This is a genomic window from Halioxenophilus sp. WMMB6 (genome assembly GCF_033283405.1).
Lineage (GTDB): Bacteria > Pseudomonadota > Gammaproteobacteria > Pseudomonadales > Cellvibrionaceae > Halioxenophilus.
Window position 1 is genome coordinate 1 of record NZ_JAWMQR010000015.1, and the last position, 20,238, is coordinate 20,238.

The 20,238-nt window shown below is 57.2% G+C and carries 20 protein-coding genes; 14 read left to right on the forward strand and 6 right to left on the reverse strand.

The genetic code is table 11. The features are described 5' to 3' along the window. From SBL51_RS22660 to SBL51_RS22685, 6 genes are all read left to right on the forward strand, one after another. On the forward strand, positions 1-486 hold a 486-nt coding region (locus SBL51_RS22660; protein WP_317933481.1), incomplete at its 5' end, for a hypothetical protein. A 74-nt stretch (positions 487-560) separates the two neighbouring features. Beyond that, on the forward strand, positions 561-1,724 hold the full coding sequence (locus SBL51_RS22665; RefSeq protein WP_317933482.1) for a phosphoglycerate kinase: 1,164 nt from the start codon (positions 561-563) through the stop codon (positions 1,722-1,724). A gap of 62 nt (positions 1,725-1,786) precedes the next feature. Then, positions 1,787-2,428 (forward strand): hypothetical protein, encoded by a 642-nt coding sequence (locus tag SBL51_RS22670; protein WP_317933483.1) that lies wholly within the window; start codon positions 1,787-1,789, stop codon positions 2,426-2,428. Positions 2,429-2,714: 286 nt separating this feature from the next. After that, complete coding sequence (locus SBL51_RS22675) at positions 2,715-3,356, forward strand: hypothetical protein (protein WP_317933484.1); 642 nt, start codon at positions 2,715-2,717, stop codon at positions 3,354-3,356. Positions 3,357-3,455: 99 nt separating this feature from the next. Continuing rightward, the gene (locus tag SBL51_RS22680) at positions 3,456-3,686 is read left to right on the forward strand and encodes a hypothetical protein (RefSeq protein ID WP_317933485.1); all 231 of its coding nucleotides are present in this window, start codon (positions 3,456-3,458) and stop codon (positions 3,684-3,686) included. Between the two features lie 23 nt (positions 3,687-3,709). Continuing rightward, positions 3,710-4,306, forward strand: coding sequence for a hypothetical protein (locus SBL51_RS22685; protein WP_317933486.1), 597 nt, complete (start codon positions 3,710-3,712; stop codon positions 4,304-4,306). A gap of 288 nt (positions 4,307-4,594) precedes the next feature. On the opposite strand, the gene SBL51_RS22690 is transcribed toward SBL51_RS22685, so the two are convergent. The 4 genes from SBL51_RS22690 to SBL51_RS22705 all read right to left on the reverse strand — a co-directional run bounded on the left by SBL51_RS22690 (position 4,595) and on the right by SBL51_RS22705 (position 11,306). Continuing rightward, entirely contained in the window at positions 4,595-5,662 is a 1,068-nt protein-coding gene (locus SBL51_RS22690) for a patatin-like phospholipase family protein (RefSeq protein ID WP_317933487.1), read from the reverse strand. Between the two features lie 132 nt (positions 5,663-5,794). Continuing rightward, entirely contained in the window at positions 5,795-7,276 is a 1,482-nt protein-coding gene (gene cysK / locus SBL51_RS22695; protein ID WP_317933488.1) for a cysteine synthase A, read from the reverse strand. Positions 7,277-7,493: 217 nt separating this feature from the next. Then, positions 7,494-9,710, reverse strand: a complete 2,217-nt coding sequence (katG, locus tag SBL51_RS22700) for a catalase/peroxidase HPI (RefSeq protein ID WP_317933489.1) — start codon at positions 9,708-9,710, stop codon at positions 7,494-7,496. A 510-nt stretch (positions 9,711-10,220) separates the two neighbouring features. After that, positions 10,221-11,306: a PA0069 family radical SAM protein gene (locus SBL51_RS22705; protein WP_317933490.1), complete on the reverse strand. Its 1,086-nt coding sequence runs from the start codon at positions 11,304-11,306 to the stop codon at positions 10,221-10,223. A 171-nt stretch (positions 11,307-11,477) separates the two neighbouring features. On the opposite strand from SBL51_RS22705, the gene SBL51_RS22710 reads away from it, so the two are divergent. The 3 genes from SBL51_RS22710 to SBL51_RS22720 all read left to right on the forward strand — a co-directional run bounded on the left by SBL51_RS22710 (position 11,478) and on the right by SBL51_RS22720 (position 13,026). Next, positions 11,478-12,062 carry a GNAT family N-acetyltransferase gene (locus tag SBL51_RS22710; protein WP_317933491.1) on the forward strand — a complete coding sequence of 195 codons (585 nt, stop codon included), beginning with the start codon at positions 11,478-11,480 and terminating at the stop codon, positions 12,060-12,062. A 123-nt stretch (positions 12,063-12,185) separates the two neighbouring features. Further along, on the forward strand, positions 12,186-12,656 hold the full coding sequence (locus SBL51_RS22715) for an N-acetyltransferase (protein WP_317933492.1): 471 nt from the start codon (positions 12,186-12,188) through the stop codon (positions 12,654-12,656). A gap of 70 nt (positions 12,657-12,726) precedes the next feature. Continuing rightward, positions 12,727-13,026 (forward strand): helix-hairpin-helix domain-containing protein, encoded by a 300-nt coding sequence (locus SBL51_RS22720; protein ID WP_317933493.1) that lies wholly within the window; start codon positions 12,727-12,729, stop codon positions 13,024-13,026. A 90-nt stretch (positions 13,027-13,116) separates the two neighbouring features. Here SBL51_RS22720 and SBL51_RS22725 read toward each other — a convergent pair whose 3' ends face one another. Further along, positions 13,117-15,012: a diguanylate cyclase gene (locus tag SBL51_RS22725; RefSeq protein WP_317933494.1), complete on the reverse strand. Its 1,896-nt coding sequence runs from the start codon at positions 15,010-15,012 to the stop codon at positions 13,117-13,119. A gap of 178 nt (positions 15,013-15,190) precedes the next feature. Here SBL51_RS22725 and SBL51_RS22730 point away from each other — a divergent pair, with 178 nt between their 5' ends. The 5 genes from SBL51_RS22730 to SBL51_RS22750 all read left to right on the forward strand — a co-directional run bounded on the left by SBL51_RS22730 (position 15,191) and on the right by SBL51_RS22750 (position 19,463). Beyond that, entirely contained in the window at positions 15,191-15,499 is a 309-nt protein-coding gene (locus SBL51_RS22730) for a DUF2007 domain-containing protein (protein ID WP_317933495.1), read from the forward strand. A 168-nt stretch (positions 15,500-15,667) separates the two neighbouring features. Continuing rightward, positions 15,668-17,782, forward strand: coding sequence for a winged helix-turn-helix domain-containing protein (locus tag SBL51_RS22735; RefSeq protein WP_317933496.1), 2,115 nt, complete (start codon positions 15,668-15,670; stop codon positions 17,780-17,782). Between the two features lie 181 nt (positions 17,783-17,963). Next, positions 17,964-18,722 (forward strand): methanethiol S-methyltransferase, encoded by a 759-nt coding sequence (mddA, locus tag SBL51_RS22740; RefSeq protein WP_317933497.1) that lies wholly within the window; start codon positions 17,964-17,966, stop codon positions 18,720-18,722. Between the two features lie 67 nt (positions 18,723-18,789). Then, the gene (locus SBL51_RS22745) at positions 18,790-18,918 is read left to right on the forward strand and encodes a hypothetical protein (protein WP_317933498.1); all 129 of its coding nucleotides are present in this window, start codon (positions 18,790-18,792) and stop codon (positions 18,916-18,918) included. Positions 18,919-19,145: 227 nt separating this feature from the next. Continuing rightward, positions 19,146-19,463, forward strand: coding sequence for a hypothetical protein (locus SBL51_RS22750; protein WP_317933499.1), 318 nt, complete (start codon positions 19,146-19,148; stop codon positions 19,461-19,463). Positions 19,464-19,500: 37 nt separating this feature from the next. Here the strand turns inward: SBL51_RS22750 and SBL51_RS22755 are convergent, their stop codons facing one another. Further along, positions 19,501-20,238 carry an MBL fold metallo-hydrolase gene (locus SBL51_RS22755; RefSeq protein WP_317933500.1) on the reverse strand — a complete coding sequence of 246 codons (738 nt, stop codon included), beginning with the start codon at positions 20,236-20,238 and terminating at the stop codon, positions 19,501-19,503.

Below are 20,238 nucleotides of genomic sequence, written 5' to 3' on the forward strand. Positions count from 1 at the left end.
CTGTTTTGCTTATGGGCCAAGATTGCCGTCCTGGCAATCCTGACTGGTCGCCGCTATCCGCTGGCGCAAGCGCGTGGGCTTGCTGGCGGATTAACGGCTCGCAGGCGCTTTCAGCGCCTGGCAACACCTCCTGTGTTGCAGGCACTGTTTTGCTTATGGGCCAAGATTGCCGTCCTGGCAATCCTGACTGGTCGCCGCCAGCCGCTGGCGCAAGCGCGTGGGCTTGCTGGCGGATTAACGGCTCGCAGGCGCTTTCAGCGCCTGGCAACACTTCCTGTGTTGCAGGCACTGTTTTGCTTATTAGCCAAGATTGCCGTCCAGGCAATCCTGGCTGGTCGCCGCTATCCGCTGGCGCAAGCGCGTGGGCTTGCTGGCGGATTAGCGGCTCGCAGGCGCTTTGAAGCGGTTGGCAACACCACCGGTGTTGCAAGCCCTGTCGGGCAGAGATTTCTGGTAAGGCCAGCCAAGCGGGCTATCTTTACCTAAGCGGCGCGTAGTCGCCGGTCGCAAGAACATTTCTATTTTTTTGATTTAAAGACGCCAACCAACGGAGAAATACCATGACTGTACTTTCCATGACGGATCTGGATTTAAAGGGAAAGCGCGTATTAATTCGCGAAGATTTGAACGTACCAGTCAAAAACGGCAAGGTCACCTCGGATGCCCGCATCCGTGCCGCCCTGCCCACCCTCAAACTGGCAATGGCAGCCGGTGCCAAGCTGATTGTGATGTCCCACCTGGGTCGCCCCACCGAAGGCGAGTATGAGGAGGAGTACTCCATGGCGCCGGTGGCCAGCTACCTGAGCGAACTGCTCGGCTGCGAGGTTCCGGTGATAAAGGATTTCCGGGCCGGAGTCGACGTCGCCGAAGGTAGCCTGGTGCTGCTTGAGAATGTTCGCTTTAACAAGGGCGAAAAGAAAGACGACGAGAGCCTCTCCAAAGAGTATGCCGCCCTGTGCGATATCTTTGTGATGGATGCCTTCGGTACTGCCCACCGCGCCCAGGCCTCCACCCACGGTGTCGCCAAGTTTGCCCCCGTCGCCTGCGCCGGGCCGCTCCTGGCCGCCGAATTGAACGCCCTTGAGAAGGCCCTGGCCAACCCCGCCCGGCCCATGGTGGCGGTGGTGGGTGGCTCCAAGGTCTCCACCAAGCTGGAGGTGCTCGAAACCCTCTCCGACAAGTGTGACCAGCTGATTGTCGGCGGCGGTATTGCCAACACCTTCCTGGCCGCCGCCGGCAAGCCGGTGGGCAAATCTCTGTGCGAGGCCGATCTTATCCCCACCGCCCAGGCGTTAATGGCCAAATGCGATATTCCTCTGCCCACCGACGTGGTGGTCGGCAAGGAGTTCTCCGAAACCGCCGTCGCCACCCTTAAGGCCGCCGACGAGGTCAGTGAAGACGATATGATTTTCGATATCGGCCCGGATACCGCCGCCGCTTTCGCCGCAGTTTTGCAAGAGGCCAAAACCATTATCTGGAACGGTCCTGTGGGTGTTTTTGAGTTCGACCAGTTTGGCGAGGGCACCAAAGCGCTCTCCATGGCAATTGCCGCCAGCGAAGGCTTCTCTATTGCCGGTGGTGGTGATACCTTAGCGGCCGTCGATAAATACGAGATTGCCAACAAGGTCTCTTATATCTCCACCGGTGGTGGCGCCTTTCTGGAGTACGTGGAAGGCAAGGTGCTCCCCGCCGTGGCAATTCTCGAGCAAAGAGCCAAAGGCTAACCCCCGACCGGCCAGCCACTCATAAGGTGGCTGGCAGGCCCCTGAGCAGACAAGCGCGTTTTATGAGTACTGAACCCAACACCTCCGCCGCCGATACCCAAATCAGCGAAACTCCAATCAGCGACAGCCCGGCAAGCGAAGCCTTAGCGGTCGAAGCGCCAACCACAGAGTCCGCACCCGCCGCAGAAGCGCTGCCTGACATTCAGTTGCACCACAGCGCCAATATCACCCCGCCGGCAGCGCCGCAGGTACGCATCGAGCTGCCGCGGGTGTTGGATCTGGGCTGCGGTATTTTGGCCCGCCTGGTATTGCAGGCGCCCAAAGAGAAGAGCAAAGCGCTGTTTAAGCGGTTAAAGGCCGGTGAGGTGATCTCACTGGGTAATTTAACCCTGGGGGAACAGGTAAAAATTCAACTGAAGCTACTGCTCGACCACAGAGCCTATGAAGGCCCCGGTTTTAACAGCGAGGTGTTTCGCGCGTCGGTCGACCAGCTGATTCACAAAATTGCTCCGCGCCTGCGCGCTCGCCAGGATCTCAGTATCCGCAGCGACAACCAGGGTTCGGTGCTGTTTGACATCCCAGCCGGGGTGCGCGTGAAGGGCCACCTGAATGTAATGATGGTGGTGCTGGATCTGCAGATACCCGGTGAAATCACCATGCGCCTCAGCTACTTCGAGCCCAGTCAATTCCAGGTAAAAGAGTAACGGCGCCAAGCCGCACGCACAGCTCAACAACAAAACGCCCGTCCCGTTGCGGGCGTTTTTATTTGGCGGCCACCAAGCCAGTTCATCACATCAACAGCTGTCATCACCGCTTATTCAGCCAAAACTCGACCACCACGCAAATTCAGCCACAAAACACTAGGTGCCATGGGCTGGGCCGGGCAATTGTGCTATACAGTCGTGCCGGCCACGGACAAGCCAGACAGGTTGGTGAAAGCCAGCGCTCAATGAATTTTAAAAATCGATAACAACTAAAAAAGGGTGCCCGATGCGAAAATTGGCTTGCTGTTTTGCTGTTATATTTTTGGTTGCCTGCTCACCCCAGAGCGATGAACCCGCCGTTTTAACCCATTCCGACGACGGTACCATTTATAAAAATGACTATTTTCAGTTGCAGATAAAAAAGCCCAGCAGCTGGTTCGCCCAGGACCCGGCCGACACCATGAAATTAAATCGCCAGGGCGCACAGATGATCGCCGGTGATGACAAGGCGATGAAAAACCTCATAGCAGAGAGCCTCAATTCCAGCCTGCCGGTACTCGGCTTCTTTAAATACCCACCCGGAGCCCCCGGCAAACTCAACCCCAACATCATCTCCGTGGCGGAGAATGTCGGCCTCTATCCCGGGATAAAAACGGGGTGCGATTACCTGGAGCACGTGCGCGCTGTTTTCAATAGAGCCGACATGGCGGTGGAGCTCAGTGACAGCTGCATGGCGCGTACCATTGGCAAAGCACAACTGGGCTACCTGGAGCTGCGCATGAATCTCAACGGTGTTGCCGTGCTACAGCAGCTCTACGCCTGCATCAAAAACCAACACGCCCTATCCTTTACACTGACCTATTTTGATGAAGTCAGCCAACAGGAGGTCGATGCCATTTTTGAGACGCTCTATTTAACTTGTGGCTAGCAATGCTGGCCAACTCAAACCCCTACCATTAACCCGCCACCAGCACTAGCCATAGCGGCGATAAATGGGTTATCAACTGCCACACAGGACGTGTTAACCATGCACATCAGGAACTCTATTTTAGCCCTGCTTATAGCAGGCTTTATCGGTTGCGCTTTTGCCCAGAACAAGACCAACAACGAGCTGTTAACAGCCACAATCGACGACACCTTTGTTCGTATTAATAACAGCAGCGCCAATCTCTTTTACGTTGCCGCCATCAATGGCAAGTCGGTCAGTAACGGTCACAAAAAACTAATTGGTATTCACGCGGTCCGGGCTCTGACCTGATTCCAGCCGGAGCAACCCGCTCCGTGCCAGCAACCCCCATTTCGCTCACGATTGTCGCCGAAGAATTTCGCGCGGTAGCGCTCTTTAGCTCGGCCAAACAATCGGTAACCGCCAACGTGCAGTTTTTACCTGAAGCCGGTGGTCGTTATCTGGTTAAGGGTGAGGTTTCTGAACAGGGATCGTCCGTCTGGCTTGAGGACCTGTTTGGCAATATCGTCAGCAAGATAACCACGTTTCGCCCGAACAGCCGACCGAATTCCATACGCCCTGCCGAACGGCCGACCATCACTTCGCGGACCAGGCCCCAACTGTTTCAGGCCATTACCGGCGGCGAGAGCGTTGCTACCGTAGTGGCCAAACTGGGCGAACCCGAGCACATCGAAAAACAGGCGGCCAACCATTTAAATCGTCGACCGTCACAAATTATTTATCAATATCAAGGTCTGGGAGGGATCGCCTTTCTGGCCGACAGCAGTACACCTTTAGGGGTTTACTACGTACTGCCGCTCGCGGAGCCGACGCCGCTAATAACCCTCTGGCCGTCAATGGTGAAACCCTGGTTCGCCTGGCCAAAACCTACTACCGGCAGGAACAACTCACACTGCAGGAGCTGGATTTAATTGCCGCGAAAATATGGAGCGCCCGCAACGCCGAGGACAATTACACGGTGGATGGTTTGGCCTGGCTCTGTAAGACACTCGCGAAAAGTCAAAACGGCCGCTACCGTGAAATTCTGCAACAAGTGGCTGAACAGGGCGGTACTCGTAAACTGAGGGGCCATGCCAAAAAAGCAGCAGCTCAATTGCCAACCGACGAACCGGTGCAATTTAAGATTGGCACCCAATCAATGTGAACTAAGCGCTGCGCCTGGATAACACCTTGCGCGGCCGCTTTAATTAACACCACCACTAAAACTCCACCAAACGCTCGACCAAACGCTCCTGTTGCCACAGGCTTAAAAACTCCTCCCCCAAGCGCTCACTGGCCGCCGCACATTGGCGCCAGATTTTTATGCGTTCGTCATCACACCCCAGGTAGTGTTTAAAATCGAGCCGGTCGGGCAGGCGCTGATTGGGCAGGCTGGCCATAAACTCGGCACTGGGCGCCAGCAGTATCACATCCTCCACCAGGCTGCCCTGGCCGTAGCGACTGCGGTTGTTTTTATCGAGCCAACCGGGCACCAGGTGATCGTAAAAATGGGGGTAGAGAATCAGCCCCGGCTGCCGCCAAAAATGGCCGGGCACCGGGTGGTAGTCCACCAGGCCACCATCGCGATAGACCCCGGCCGGCGCCCCGGCAATATTTTTCTCCGGTGGAATGACCAGTGGAATTGCCGCCGACGCCATGGCCGCCGCGCGAAAATTATCGGTGGTTAAGGCGACGGTATGAGTGGTGAGGCCGTCGCTCCCGGTGATGGCGGGCGGCCGCCTGGGGTCATAAAAAACGGTGCGCTCCAGGTAGCGCCCCAGGTGGCGGCGGTTAATCTGATTGGCCAGCTTCACCTGGCCAAAGCCCAGCGCCTGAGCCACCTTACTGTCGCCCGCCAACAACCCTCGGCAACGACTGGCGCCCATCGCCAAGTGCAGCTTGGGATTATTCAATATTGCGTGCGGCGCGCCCTCACCCAGCAGCTGCGCCGCAATTTTATCGGTTTCCCGGTTGATAGCGGCCTGAGTGATTTTTTTATCGTAGCGCTGCTCGATATAGGCGTTGGCCAGGGTGGTTAGCGCCGCCACCGGCTCCGCGCTGGCGGTGGCCATCAATTTCCAGGCGCCGATGGAGGTACCATACAGGGCTACCGGCTGCGCCAGGCGCGGCAACCACTCGGCGGTGATGGCCCTATCCAGGCCGTAGATGGCCAGCCATTTGGCGGCGCCAGAGGCACCAAAAATAGCCGCAATATCGCGCGGCTGCAGCCCCTGCTCACGGATATGGGCGGCGGCACGGGCGCCCGCTTTAATGACCAGACTCTTCATCGACCTGCTTCTTCTGGTGAGGTTGTGATTGCGTGGTTTTATCCGGGTGAAGTACCGGCCCCGCCTTCGCAGAGCCGGTGATTGTCGCGTGCAGGCGACGGCCGCCGGGCGTGAATGAGCGAACCACCCGGCCTAGCGCGGGTGCAGCCAACCGGGCAGCATGGAGTAGGGGTCTACCTGGGCGGCGCGCTCCGGGCTAAAGCCATGGGCCTCCAGCTTATCGAACAGGCTGGCATCATTAACGCCATCGAACAGGTCGGTACAACCACCCAGAAACTCGCCGCCCAGAAAGATCTGCGGCAGGGTGTTCCAGCCGGTGTGCTGGCGCAGCGCCTCACGCAGCTGGCTGCCCCGCATACCCTGCTGGTAGGCAACGGAGTCTAAATCCACCGAACGGTATTCGATGTTGAAGTGCTTAAACAGCTTGCGCACACTCCAACAGAACTCACACCACTCCAAGGCAAACAGCACCAGGGGTTGATCGCGGTCGTTGATAATCGCCTGAAACTCTGCCAACACCGCTTCCGGCACTGGCTGATCGACCAGTGGCGCCGCGCTGCCGCCACTGTTGTCGAAGCGAAAACGCTCGGTGGATTGGGAAATCAGAATCTCCTCGGTGTCCATATCGACGTTGATCTCGTCAAACAGCGGTGTCGAGAGGTAGCGCTCGCCGGTGTCGGGCAACATGCAGAGAATATTGCTGCCCGGTTTCGCCCGCCGGGCAACGGCCAGTGCTGCAGCGAAGGTGGCACCGCTGGTGATGCCGACAAAAATCCCCTCCTCCCGGGCCAGCCGTTTGGCGTAGGTGAGGGCATCGTCCCCGGCCACCGGCTCAAACTCATCGACCAGGTGCTGCTCGGTCACCTCTTCGGTGAGCGGCGAGATAAAGTCCGGCGACCAGCCCTGCATCAGGTGCGGACGAAACAGCGGGTGACTCTGCCCCTGGCTGCCATCGGCGTTGCGCGGTTGGGCAATACCGCTGGCGAGCATGGCGGAGTTATCCGGCTCGCACACCACCACCCGGGTGGCCGGTGACTCCGCCTTCAACACACTGGCCACACCATTCAAGGTACCGCCGGTGCCAAAGCCACTGACCCAGTAGTCGAGGCTCTGCCCCTCAAAAGCCGCCAGAATCTCACGGGCGGTGGTGCGCCGGTGAATATCGGCGTTGGCCGGGTTTTCAAACTGCTTGCTCTGCCACCAGCCATGCTTTTTGGCCAGCTCCTCGGCCTTGGCCACCATGCCACTGCCCTTTTCGGCCGCCGGAGTAAGCACCACCTTCGCCCCCAGAAAACGCATCAGCTTGCGCCGCTCAACACTGAAGTTCTCGGCCATGGTCACCACCAGTGGGTAACCCCGCTCGGCACAGAGCATAGCCAGGCCAATGCCGGTGTTGCCACTGGTGGCCTCAACGATGGTCTGGCCCGGTTTCAATTCGCCGCTGGCCTCAGCCGCTTCAATCACCCCCAGGGCCAGGCGGTCTTTCACCGAGCCCATTGGGTTGAAGGACTCCACCTTCACATAGAGATTAACCCCCGGCGGGGCCAGTTTATTGATACGCACAATGGGCGTATTGCCAATGCAGTCGCTGATGCGTTGATAGATTTTTGCCATTTTATTTTTCTCATTTTTAAGCCTGGCTCACGCCCTAAATCGGAAAGGATAACGCAATGGCGCGACCAGTGTCAGGCTTATTGGCACTAACCGGCACGTTCGCCGGCAAAAAAAAACCGTTTTAACCACCAGGGTTAAAACGGCCAAACAGAAGGTTACAGCAGCCACCGGCCTGCCGGCTGCACCGCTTCTGCAGCACAACCGAAAGGCCAGCTCATTACGATTTCAGATCAAAGCGATCCAACTGCATCACTTTTACCCAGGCTTTGACGAAGTCATCAACAAATTGTTGCTTGGCATCATCGGCGGCGTAGAACTCGGCCACCGCGCGCAGTTCGCTGTTGGAACCGAAGATCAGATCCACCGGAGTTGCCTGCCACAACACCTTACCCGTTGCGTAGGCTTTGCCTTCATAAATACCGGCGTCGTCGGTTTTGTGCCACTCGGTATTGAGGTCGAGCAGGTTAACGAAAAAGTCGTTCGACAAGGCACCCGGTGTTTGGGTGAATACGCCATTGGCGGACTGACCATAATTCACATTCAGGCTGCGCATACCGGCCAGCAGCACCGACATCTCCGGCACGGTTAAGGTGAGCAGGTCAGCCTGATCAATTAACGCTTCGGTGGGCGACAAACCTTTGGCATCGACAAAATAGTTGCGGAAGGCATCGGCGGTTGGCTCCAGTGCCGCAAATGCAACCTCATCGGTTTGCGCTTGGGTGGCATCGGTACGGCCCGGCACAAAAGGTACCGCCACTTTGTGGCCGGCTTTGGCCGCTGCATTTTCAACAGCCACAGCACCACCCAGCACAATTACATCGGCCAGCGAGACCTGCTTTTTACCCGACTTATCGTTAAAGGCTTTCTGCACGGCTTCGAGTTTGGCCAACACCTTGGCTAACTGCTCGGGCTCGTTGACCGCCCAATCTTTTTGCGGTGCCAAACGCAGACGTGCACCATTAACCCCGCCACGCATATCGGTACCGCGGAAGGTGACCGCTGCCGACCAGGCGGTTTTAATTAATTCAGCATCGCTGAGGCCGGAATCACTAATGGCTTTTTTCAGCTTTTTAATATCGCTTATGCTCACCAGTTTGTAATCGGCCGCAGGTACTGGATCTTGCCAGATTAATGCCTCTTGCGGCACCATGCTGCCCAGATAACGGCTGCGTGGGCCCAGGTCGCGGTGAGTCAATTTGAACCAGGCCTTGGCGAAGGCGAGTTCAAACTCTTCCGGGTGTTCCAACCAACGCGAGGTAATGGCTCGATAGGCTGGATCTTCCCGCAACGCCAGGTCGGTGGTGAACATCATCGGCTGATGACGGGTGTTGGGGTCGTAGGCATCGGGCACCAGGCCAGTGCCGGCATCACCCACCGGTTTCCACTGGGTAGCACCAGAAGGACTCTTGGTTTTTTCCCACTCAAAACCGTAGAGGTTTTGCAGGTAGTTGTGCGTCCAGGCTACCGGGTTAATGGTCCAGGCACCCTCCAAACCACTGGTGATGGTATCGGCACCTTTACCACTGCCGCAGCTGCTTTTCCAACCCAGGCCTTGAGCTTCCAACCCTTCTGCCTCCGGCGCAACACCGACACATTTTTTCGCGTTGTGGGCACCGTGGGCTTTACCAAAGGTGTGGCCGCCAGCGATTAATGCCGCGGTCTCTTCGTCATTCATGGCCATGCGACCAAAGGCTTCGCGAATTGCTTTTGCCGCCGCTAACGGATCCGGGTTGCCGTGTGGCCCCTCCGGGTTAACATAAATCAGCCCCATTTCGGTGGCCCCAAAGGGGCGCTTCAGCTCGCCTTTGTTATCCATTCGGTTGGAGGTAAGCCACTCATTTTCGGTACCCCAGTTGACGATCTCCGGCTGCCAGTCATCTTCGCGGCCGCCGGCAAAACCAAAGGTTTTAAAACCCATCGACTCCATCGCCACGGTACCGGCCAGCACCATCAAATCACCCCAGGAGAGCGCGCGACCATATTTCTGTTTTACCGGCCACAACAGGCGGCGGGCCTTGTCGAGGTTGGCGTTATCGGGCCAGCTGTTTAATGGGGCAAAACGCTGCATACCACCATCGGAACCGCCGCGGCCATCAATGGTGCGGTAGGTACCGGCACTGTGCCAGGCCATGCGAATAAAAAATGGGCCGTAGTTGCCGTAGTCGGCTGGCCACCAATCCTGAGAGGTGGTCATTAGTTGAGTAATTTCCGCTTTCACTACCTGCAGGTCCAACTCAGCAAAAGCTTGAGCGTAATCAAAATCGCCACCCAACGGGCTGGATTCGGCCGCGTTATCGCGCAGCGGTTCCAGACTAAGGCGCTCCGGCCACCAGTAGTCATTGGTTTTTACAGAGTCATCCGCCTGAGCAATACCCGCCTGCACCGTGGCCAGGCTAATTGCGGCAATTAATGGTAAAAGTGTTTTGCGTCTCATAGTCATGCCTTAATAGTTTTTGCAAGCTAATCGGCGATCCACTCTCTTAATTTTTAAAAAAATATAAAACAGAGAGATCTGATTAATCGCCACTTGCCAGTGATTGATTAAAGAATTCTGCCGGGACATTCTTTTTATTTATTGACCACTTAACCAGACAATTAAAATTATCCAGCCAATAGCTTTTAGCAAAAGGCAACTTTCAAAAAAAGCGTCCAGCGGCGATTATGACCACAACGAGAGGGCGTAACACGCTATCGGGATTATTGAGATAATTAATCACCTCTGCACCAGAAAAATTCTGGGACAAAAATCAGAAAGCGTAGGACTTTTCTAAAAACGGACTGAGAAAAAAAATTATTTAGCGGAAACGGAGATGCGAAATATAGAGAAAATGGCTAATTGCTATTTTTAATAAAAACAATAAAGGGATTTTAATTGGGCTCTTCAATTTGCATTAACAACCAGCATTACCACCACCACTCGCCCCTACGGAGTCGTTCTAAAAAATTACCAGAGCGGCAGCTGATCACCTGCTTGAGGTGGTGGTTGAAAACGGCTGGTATTGAGCGGTGAGTGGTTGCCCTCGCCACCGATGCCCGCTCGCTTTAAGGCAACGTTAAACCGTTTGTTAATCAGCTCGGCGTAGACCCCTTCACCCGTCATCCGTTTGCCAAAGCGGCTGTCGTAGAGCTTGCCCTGGTGCAGATCGGCGATGCGGTTAAGCACATGTTGGGCGCGATCGGGGTAGTGATTAAGCAACCACTCCCGAAACAGCGGCAATACCTCATTCGGCAGACGCAACATAATGTAAGCCGCCGCCCGGGCACCGGCCTCGCCCACCGCTGCGACAATAGTTTCCAACTCGTGGTCATTAATAAACGGAATAACCGGAGCCAACAGCACCGTCACCGGCACCCCCACGCGCGTCAATTCGCGAATCACATGGAGCCGCTGTTCGCCACTGGAGGCCCGCGGCTCGAGCAAACGTTTTAAGGCGTTGTCGAGCGTGGTAACACTTACCGCCACGGAAATTAACTGTTTAGCTGCCAGCTCCGCCAGCAGATCCAAATCCCGGAGAATCAAACCGCTTTTGGTGATCAGCGAAAGCGGCTGATTGAAATCGTTGGCCACTGCCAACAATTGCCGGGTTAACTGCCACGATTTCTCGATGGGTTGGTAAGGATCGGTGCTCACCCCCAGGGCAATCGTCTCGCAACGGTAATTGGGATTGCGTAATTCCCGGGCGAAGAGTTCAGCGGCATTGGCCTTGGCGATCAGTTTGGTTTCGAAATCCAAACCCGGCGACAGCTCCAGATAGGCGTGCGTGGGCCGTGCAAAACAGTAGATGCAGCCGTGTTCGCAGCCGCGATAGGGATTAATAGAGAGACTGAACGGAACATCCGGTGAACTATTGCGGGTGATTAAACTTTTTGCCTGTTCAACTCTAACCTCGGTTGGCGGGGCAGCGAGTTTCGAAGAGCCCCCTTCTACCAACGCTTCTGCCTGCCCATCAATCAACTCGATAGAGGTGCTACTGAAACGGCCTGGCATGCGACTGGCGGTACCGCGGCCTTTAATCGGCGAATCACTCATTGCCGCACCCTCCTTCATTGAGCTCGCAATACTGTATTTTTGTACAGCATGATAACAGGTTTTATAAACCGAGCAATTTTGCAGCGCTCTCGATTGGGCAGGCCAGCTCGAAGAAATCACCGGTGTGGCGTAAATTAACCGGCCACAGCCCAATTCAACCCCAGGGAGCCCATGCTCAAGCCACCCCCTACCCTCACCACCCAGCGCCTTCGACTGCGCCAGTGGCAGGCGGATGATCACGCCCCCTTTGCCGCGCTCAATGCCAACACACAGGTGATGACCTACTTTCCCAAACGCCTTGCCAGCCACGAGAGCAGCCACCTGGCCGAGCGTTTACAACAGGCGCTGATCACACAGGGCTGGGGCGTTTGGGCGCTTGCCTTGGCTGAGAGCAACCGCTTTATTGGCATTGTCGGTTTGCAGCAATTAAGCAACGACCTGCCTTTTGCCCCAGGGGTGGAGATCCTCTGGCGGCTACACCACGACTATTGGCGACAGGGTTTTGCTGTGGAAGCCGCCAGCGCAGTACTGACCTTCGCCTTTCAGCAGTTACAACTGAGCCAGGTGGTGGCCTTTACCGCCGCCCTCAACCGCCCCTCTCTGGCACTAATGCAACGCCTCGGGATGAGCAATACCAATGCCGATTTTCTGCACCCCAAGCTGGCACCGTCACATCCGCTGGCAATGCATCGCCTCTACCAGATTCGGCGTGAACAGTGGCTAGTGCCAACGACTGACATGAATATTTTTTCGTGAGTGCTGCGTGAGGAAAAAATCAACCACCAGTGGTAAATTAGCCGCTTCACTGCCTGCAGCCATCGACACCCGGCAGTCAAATTGCATGTATGTAATTGCCACTCGCCACAGAGCTACACCACTATGACGCCAGTGCAATATCTCCCACTCAGCGAAGTTAGCCCGCAACAGATTTTACCGTTGCTGAACCAGTCAAAACTGCGCAAGCATCTTATTGACCACCCACTGTTTGACGAGGCTTCCGCCGCCGAGTGGCTGGCCGAAAAAGTACAGATGGATAGCCAACCCGGCTGTCGGGTGCGCGCGCTCACCGACGGCCAGCAGATTATTGGCTGGTGTGGTATTCAACGCGAAGCAGGGGCGTTTGAGCTGGCGGTGGTGCTGGCCGACAGCCACTGGGGTTTAGGCCGATCGATCTTTATCGAACTGCTCACCTGGGCTAAAAAATTCGGCCACGAGGAGCTCTATCTGCACCTGCTGCACACCCGGCCGGAGTACAAATTCCTTACCCGCCGCGCCAAAAAGGTGGAGCACACCGAGATTATGGGTAGCCAGTTCACCAGCTATCTGATCAGCGTTAACCATAAGGCCTGATCGAGCCCAGAGTGGCGGCCAGCATAACCATTGTCCAAACCCGCTTGATTAACAACACGAGAAACGCAGAGTGCATCCCAGTAAGGTCCGCCGCGACCAAATCAGAAAGCTGACCGACCTGCCCAATGTTGGCCCCGCCTGCGCCGCCGACTTGCAGCTATTGGGTATAGACCAGCCCGAGCAGCTAGCCGGCCGCGATGCCTATGAGCTCTACTTCCAGCTGTGCGAGCTGACCCACTGCCGTCAGGACCCGTGTGTGGCCGACGTCCTGCTCGCCATTATCGACTTCGTCGATGGCGCCGAGGCCAAACCCTGGTGGCACTACACCAGCCAACGCAAGGCTCATTTCCAGCAATCTCAAAAGTCGTAGACGGCAGCACAGGCAATTTAACCCAGCCACCGCTGTAGCTTAAAAAATTTCGATTAACGTGGGGTGATTAAGATGGGACGGGCTGTCGGCTCAGTGGCCGTCGGCCAGCTTTTGTGAAAAGTCGATATCGTCGTAATCAACCACCTGGTTACGCCCCGACTCCTTGGCGGCGTAAAGGGCGGTGTCGGCTTTGTGCAGCAGTGTGCCGACAGTATCTTCCAATTCCAGATGGGCCACACCGGTACTGGCGGTAAAACGCAGGTCGCCCTCCGGCATGGCTATGTGCAACTGCTCCACATCGGCACGCAAACGTTTGGCCAGCTCCAAAGCACCCTGTCGACTCTCGCTGAGCAACAACGCGAACTCCTCGCCACCCAGTCGACCAAAAATATCGTTGCCGCGAATACCAGCGGAGATGGTTTTGGCGAAGGCCTGCAAGGCTTCATCGCCCGCCTTGTGACCGTAGCTGTCGTTGATGACTTTGAAATGGTCGATATCGATCATCAACAGACTGAGCGGCTGCTCCTTGCGCCGTGCCAAACTGATACGCAGCTCCGCTTCGCTGATAAAACTGCGGCGGTTATGGATGCCGGTGAGTGGATCGGTTTTCGCCTCGGCCTCGGCCAGCTGTTTGGCCGTTTCCAGTTCTTTGGTGCGCTCCTGCACCAAGTTTTCCAGCTCCATTTTCGAGTGTTCCAACTGCAGGGTGTACTGCTGCTCGGCCAGCTCTTTCGTAATACGCAAACGCTGCACCTGGATACCAATGGCCGCCATGATGGTAAGCATCTCCACAAACGACGCCACCGGCGGCCAGTAGTAGTTCAACGGCGTATGGGCCACCCAACCAATATCGCGCAGCGCCTGCACCACCAGGCCCACCACCAACAGCATCCAGGCAAAGCTGAACACCGCCGCCTCGCGCGAGCCCTGGTGCCAGCGCAGCAGTCCCACCAGCGACAACACCGGGTAGAGCAGCAGCGCAATGGTGATGGAGATGATGGTCAGCGCCGTCTCTTTGAACAGCGCGCAAATAAAGAGGAACAGGGCATTGCCCAACATGGCCAGCAGCAGGTAGTCGAGCTTGCGGGCGTACTCGCGGGTTTGCAGAAACATGCGTGCGAAGATCAGCCCGGAGGCGATGCTGAAGGCGCCCGCCATCGACATATAGCTCCAGTGGAAGTGGTTGGTAATTAAATATTGGTGGGCATAACCGAGGATGGTGCCCCAGGAGACAATTTTGGAGATGGAGTAGGCGGTGTAAGCGTAAAACGCCTTTTCGCCGGTGGCGATGCCCGCCACCAGAGCAAACACCGCCATCAGAAAAAAGCCACCAAACAGAAACGCCACCGAGCTGGTTTCGAAGGTGTGCTCCTCCTGCAGCTTGGCCGGGTCCCAAATACGTAGGCTGGGAAAAACAAAGCCGAGTTTATCCGAGCCATAGTGCACCAGATACTCCCGTGAAGCGCCCGGCGGCAACACCACCTCAAAGACAAACCGGTTGTGAGGGATGGCGCGTGCGCTAAACGGATCGGACAGCGAAAAACGGGCAATTTCACGGTAAGCCTCTGCCACCCCGGTGTGTTTCTCGTAGGCCGCCAGATCAATTAACTGGTGATCGACATATTCCAGGTAGAGATGCAGCGTTCGATCCGAACTGTTGTGCAGTACAAAATGGGACCAGAAGGCACCGGGCTTTAAGCCGGTGGAGCCGGCCGAGTCGAGCGGTTGAAAATCACCGGCCAGGTAGTGTGCGTTGGCGCTGGCGACATCGGCGGTGGCTTCGGGGTCGTGCCAGATCTCCTGCAGGCCCGTCTGTTGTTGGCCGCCCTCCTCAACGCCAACCATTAGCGACTCGCCGGCGGCGGGTATTCCCGGCCAAAAAAGAAATAAAGACAACAGCAGGCTAACCGAATAAGTTAACGACAGAACTTTAGGGGTGAGGCGTGATGGCGAGGCTGAGAGCAACTGTTTTTTGTTGTTAATCATCGGGCAGATCAGCGCCTATAACGGTTGGGCTTTACCGGCCTGTCACTGCTTAGGCGGATATTATTGGACCCTGTCCCAAAAATAAGCGGCAAGAATACTATAAGTTGCAGCAGGGTCCTAGCCATGGCCCACACCTCTCACCCGAAGACAACGAAGGTTTCAGCAGGAGGCTGCCCCTATGAAGATGGTCTACACCAATGAAAATCGGTTTCTGGTGGCCAACGCCAAAAATATTCTTGAGGCAGAGGAGATCCCGGTGTTTTTGAAAAATCAGTACGCCAGTGGTGGCCTGGGGGAGTTGTCCGCGTTTGCAACCTGGGTGGAACTGTGGGTGAGCAATGACGCCGACTATCAGCGGGCCTGTACGATTATCGCCTCCGCCCTGAGCGACGACGATACCCAGGAGTGGCACTGCCCCAACTGCGGCGAGAGCAATGATGCCGCCTTTGAATTTTGCTGGCAGTGTCAAACGGAATACCAGCCCTGACCGGCCGGCCCGCGGCAACGCGGCTTCCTAGCCCCTGCTCGTGCATTGCCGGCAACGCTGAGCTACCATGGCCGCCACTGCTGCCACGGTGATTCTCCGGCTCTTCCGGGGCCCGCTCATAGTCATAACAAAGCCCCATGCCCTAACGATCTATGCCCTAAACAACCCATGCCATTACCGAAGTCAATTCCAGCGCTCCCGTGGTTCCATATCCGCCGCCTCGCCCTCTACGCCCTGGCTGCTGTATTTGCACTACTGCTGGTGCGCCTGGTCACCGACACCTGGCAACTGCCGGCCACGGTTGGCCACTGGGGCTCACTGCTGGTTCTGGCCAGCGGGCCGCTGCTCTTCTTCTGGTTGAACCGCAGGAATCTGCTGAAAGACGGGACATCGAGCCCGCCGCCAACCTCGGTGAGCGACGGCCATTTTGTTATCGGCCATGCTGAACTGGATATCGCCACACGCCAATTGCGCTTTCACCAGCAACCGGCCGAGATCCAACCCAAGGTGTTTGATCTGCTGGTCTACCTTATTCAGCAGCGCCACCGGGCGGTAAGCAAAGATGAGCTGTTTGATCAGATCTGGCCGTCGGTGGTGGTCTCGGAGGCGTCGTTAACCCAAACCGTCAAGCGGGCGCGGGATCTGTTCCGCAAGCACGGCTTTGAGCAGGATATTATCCGTACCGTCTCCCGCGTCGGTTATCAGTTCGACTACCCGGCCATCACCGGCCAGGCAGCGGTGCCCGAACGGGTCACCCCGGCAGACGCCAAGCCACCACTGTTGGCCACGCTCGCCGCCGCTGTTATCTCTCTGCTGTTGCTGCTGGTGGCCTGGCACCCACCGCAATCGCCAACCGCCACCGCACCGGCGGCTGCATCAGATGCCGAGCGGGCCCGTTCGCTGGTGGTGCTGCCGTTTACCAATCTCACCCCCGACCCCAACTTCAGCTACTTCACCGATGGCCTCACCGAGACCTTAACCAACTCCCTCACTCAGGTACGCGGCCTGCGCATCATCGCCCGTACCTCGGCCTACACCGTCGGCGCCGAACCAGAGGCGTTTGCCGCCATTGGTGAGCAGCTGGGGGTTGGCCATCTGGTGATGGGCAGTGTCCAACGGGTGGGCGAGCAGCTGCGCATCAGCACCCAGCTGATTCGGGTGAGTGATGGCTCCCAGGTGTGGGCCGAACTCTACAACCGGCCGCTCGATGATGTCTTCAGCCTGCACGACGAGATCAGTCACGCTATTGTCACTCAATTAGCGGGGCGACTGAGCACCGAGCTCGCCGCCCCCAGGCCACAGCCGGCCACCGTTCCCGCGCGGCAATCGGAGGCCTATCTGCTGCTGTTGCGCGGGGGTGAATATCGGCGTGACGGTAGCAGCGATAGCCTGCAAACCGCCACCGAACTGTTCCGCCAGGCACTCGCCCTGCAGCCCAACTACGCCGACGCCATGGTGGCCCTGGCCGATGTGATGCGCGAGCGCACCATCCTCGGCGAGCTGCAACCGCGCGAACGCTATTTCTCGGAAGCCCTCTCCCTGGCCACCCAGGCGGCACAGCTGGATAGCCAAAACGCCGACGCCTGGGTGCAGATTGGCGAAATTCAGCACCGCCACTTTTGGGATTTCACCGCCGCCCAGGGTTCCTTCCAAAAGGCGCTGGCCGCCAACCCCGGCAGCGCCGCGGGGCACTCGGCCTACAGCCGCTACCTGAGCAAAGCCGGCCACTATCAACAGGCGGTGGCCGAGGCGCGCATTGCTCTCGACCTGGATCCGCTCTCCACCCGAGCCGCCTCCTCGCTGATCTACCGCCTGATTCGCGCCAAGCAGCTTGATGAAGCCCGCACTCTGCTGGAGGTGTACAAGCAGCGCCACCCCAACCACTCCGCCATACCCTGGCTGGAGACCAACTGGCATATCCGCCAGGGCAGCTACTCCGAAGCACTGCAGTGGAGCGCCCTGGAGGAGCTCGACTACCTGCGCCTGTCGCTGAGTGCCATCACCCTGCAGCAGTTGGGTCGCACCGATCAGGCCCAGGCGGCACTGGCGGAGTTGATCGCCAGTGATGGCGATGGTGCGGCCTTTCAGATTGCCGAGGTCTACGCCCAGTGGCAGCAACCGGAAGCCGCCTTCGAGTGGCTGGAGCGCGCTTTTCGCCAGGGTGACCCGGGCCTTTCGGAGCTCTACTCCAGTGTTAACCTGGAAAATCTCTACCGCGACCCCCGTTTTGCCAACCTGGCCAAACGGGTTGGCCTACCCACCATCCAGCTCAATTCACTCTAAACTTGGCCACCAAAGATTTTATTTACGCCATTTTTAATAACTTAAGCGCCAATTGTGCGATGTCATGGAAAAGTCATCGAATGGTTGGCGCTTGATTAGGACTGTGACACGCCGTTTCCGAATACTCACTCCCCAAGCCGAGAGGCGAAAAACACTCTAATAAGATCCACGGGAGATAATCATGAAACGCATTACCATACTGGCCTACGGCCTGATCAGCTACGCGCTCTTTTTCGTCACCTTTCTCTACTCTATTGGCTTTGTCGGCAACCTCTGGGTACCGCGCTCGATCGACTCTGAGCCGACCCTGCCACTGGGCTCCGCCCTGTTGGTCAACCTGGGGCTGCTGACACTGTTTGCGCTACAACACAGCGGCATGGCCCGCCCTGCCTTTAAACGCTGGCTGACCCGCTTTATTCCTCAGGCGGCGGAGCGCAGCACCTACGTGTTGTTATCCACCCTCTTCATGGCCGTGCTGATGCTCTTTTGGGCACCGCTGGGTGGTGGCATCTGGCAGGCCGAGAGTCACTGGGCGATTGTGCTGCTCAACAGCCTCTATTTAGCCAGCTGGGGTCTGCTGCTCTACGCCACCTTTCTGATCAATCACTTTGATCTGTTTGGCCTGCGCCAGGTGTGGAGCGCCTTTCAAAAGCAACCGTCCAAGGAGCTGAAATTTGTCACGCCCGGGCTCTATCGCCTGATTCGCCACCCCATCTACCTGGGCTGGCTGGGCATCCTCTGGTTCACCCCCACCATGACGGTGACCCACCTGCTGTTCGCGGTAGGCGCCAGTCTCTACATTCTGGTGGGTATCCAGCTGGAAGAGCGCGACCTGCAGGCGGCGCACCCGGAGTACGCCCAGTACAAACGCAAAGTACCGGCGCTGGTGCCCTCTTTTAAACGTCGTCTGAGCAGCAGCCACACCTCTACCGCGGCCTAACCAGAGCGCTCGAGCCACCGGCTCGAGCACCTCTCGAAACAATAAACAGCAAGCAGGAGAGACCATCATGTTGACCCCAACTCTGCGTCTGACCCCAGACAGCCTTACCAAAATCGGTTACGCCGGCCTGATCTTCTTCACCATCAAGGGGCTGCTGTGGCTGCTGGTACCCATCGCCATTGCCACCTGGTTTTAGCCTCCAACGCAACCGCCGCACCACCGAAGGGGTTCTCGCAACCCCTTTTCGCCATTTTTGCCAACCCTGAACAAGTAATTAGCCGCCACAGCCTGTATAACACCACACAATCGTCATCAATCCGGCCTAGGGTTTGACTCGGCCGCTGCTGCGCCGAGTCCACAAACCGGCTGTCGTATCGGCAACGATTCACCACCAATAACGACCATCAATAAGGAGAACGGACTATGAAGATTTATACCAACGCGGCAATTGCCCTGCTTGTGGTTGGCAGCCTGAGTGGCTGCAGCAAATCGGAAGAGCCCACCGAGGAGGCAACCTCTGCCGTCGAAACCATGCAGGAGGAAGTACAGAAAACCGCAGACGACATGATGGAAGCAACCGAAGCCATGGCCGAGAAAGCGGAAGCCATGGCCAGTGACGTGGCCGACGAAGCGGCAGAGACCTACGCGGAAACCCAAGCTGAAGCGGAAGAAGCGATGGATGATGCCGAGCAAAAAATCGACGATTTAAAGAAAGCCATGCCGATGTCTGGCGACGAGTAAACCGCCAACCGGCAGTCACTGCACGAGCGCCACTGCCCTAACGGGCAATGGCGACTCCCACCTCCAACGCTTCAAACCAATCCAGAAAACGCTTCACATCGTCGCCTTTAAAAACGCGGCCGTGCTGCGGCGCCATCAGCTCAATATCCAGCTTGCGGACGCGATCAATCCAATCCTGCTTGGCGCGGTTGGAGGGCATCCAGCGCTGGTGAAACATCTTCATCTTACTGGTGTGAGCGGTAAAATCGTCGACAAACAGCGGCGCATTCACCGCCTCCAGGGCGGCGCCCACATCACCACTCATCAACACCTTGGCGTGGGGATCGTAGATGTGGAAGTTGCCGGATGAGTGCAGGTAGTGGGCGGGAATCGCCTGCACCTCGACACCGCCCACCTTGATCACACCGCCCTCATCGGGAATGGGGCGGTAGTCGATATGGTTCATGCCAAAGTGCCGGATGAACCCCTCCCACAGCCAAGGCGCATGCAGACGGGCTTCTGGCAGCGCCTGATCCCACAACCCCAGCGACGAGATGATGTCCGGGTCCTGGTGTGAGGCAAACAGATCCTCCAGCGCTGCCAGCGGCACCTCGCGCAGCACCGCCGCCAGCATGGGGGCAAACAGCTCAATGCCGCCCGGGTCGAGCAGCAGCGCTTTGCCTCCGGCCATGATCATATATTGGTTGGTGTCGATGATCTGTTGGTCTTTATCCGGGTCGCGACCAAACATCAGCCAGCGCGTTTTATCACTGGTGACCAAGGTTTTTGTTTTCAT

Coding starts and splice junctions, on each gene's coding strand:
- SBL51_RS22665 (WP_317933482.1), top strand. CDS start 561: ATGACTGTACTTTCCATGACGGATCTGGATTTAAAGGGAAAGCGCGTA.
- SBL51_RS22670 (WP_317933483.1), top strand. CDS start 1,787: ATGAGTACTGAACCCAACACCTCCGCCGCCGATACCCAAATCAGCGAA.
- SBL51_RS22675 (WP_317933484.1), top strand. CDS start 2,715: ATGCGAAAATTGGCTTGCTGTTTTGCTGTTATATTTTTGGTTGCCTGC.
- SBL51_RS22680 (WP_317933485.1), top strand. CDS start 3,456: ATGCACATCAGGAACTCTATTTTAGCCCTGCTTATAGCAGGCTTTATC.
- SBL51_RS22690 (WP_317933487.1), bottom strand. CDS start 5,662: ATGAAGAGTCTGGTCATTAAAGCGGGCGCCCGTGCCGCCGCCCATATC.
- cysK (WP_317933488.1), bottom strand. CDS start 7,276: ATGGCAAAAATCTATCAACGCATCAGCGACTGCATTGGCAATACGCCC.
- katG (WP_317933489.1), bottom strand. CDS start 9,710: ATGAGACGCAAAACACTTTTACCATTAATTGCCGCAATTAGCCTGGCC.
- SBL51_RS22705 (WP_317933490.1), bottom strand. CDS start 11,306: ATGAGTGATTCGCCGATTAAAGGCCGCGGTACCGCCAGTCGCATGCCA.
- SBL51_RS22710 (WP_317933491.1), top strand. CDS start 11,478: ATGCTCAAGCCACCCCCTACCCTCACCACCCAGCGCCTTCGACTGCGC.
- SBL51_RS22715 (WP_317933492.1), top strand. CDS start 12,186: ATGACGCCAGTGCAATATCTCCCACTCAGCGAAGTTAGCCCGCAACAG.
- SBL51_RS22725 (WP_317933494.1), bottom strand. CDS start 15,012: ATGATTAACAACAAAAAACAGTTGCTCTCAGCCTCGCCATCACGCCTC.
- SBL51_RS22730 (WP_317933495.1), top strand. CDS start 15,191: ATGAAGATGGTCTACACCAATGAAAATCGGTTTCTGGTGGCCAACGCC.
- SBL51_RS22735 (WP_317933496.1), top strand. CDS start 15,668: ATGCCATTACCGAAGTCAATTCCAGCGCTCCCGTGGTTCCATATCCGC.
- mddA (WP_317933497.1), top strand. CDS start 17,964: ATGAAACGCATTACCATACTGGCCTACGGCCTGATCAGCTACGCGCTC.
- SBL51_RS22745 (WP_317933498.1), top strand. CDS start 18,790: ATGTTGACCCCAACTCTGCGTCTGACCCCAGACAGCCTTACCAAAATC.
- SBL51_RS22750 (WP_317933499.1), top strand. CDS start 19,146: ATGAAGATTTATACCAACGCGGCAATTGCCCTGCTTGTGGTTGGCAGC.
- SBL51_RS22755 (WP_317933500.1), bottom strand. CDS start 20,238: ATGAAAACAAAAACCTTGGTCACCAGTGATAAAACGCGCTGGCTGATG.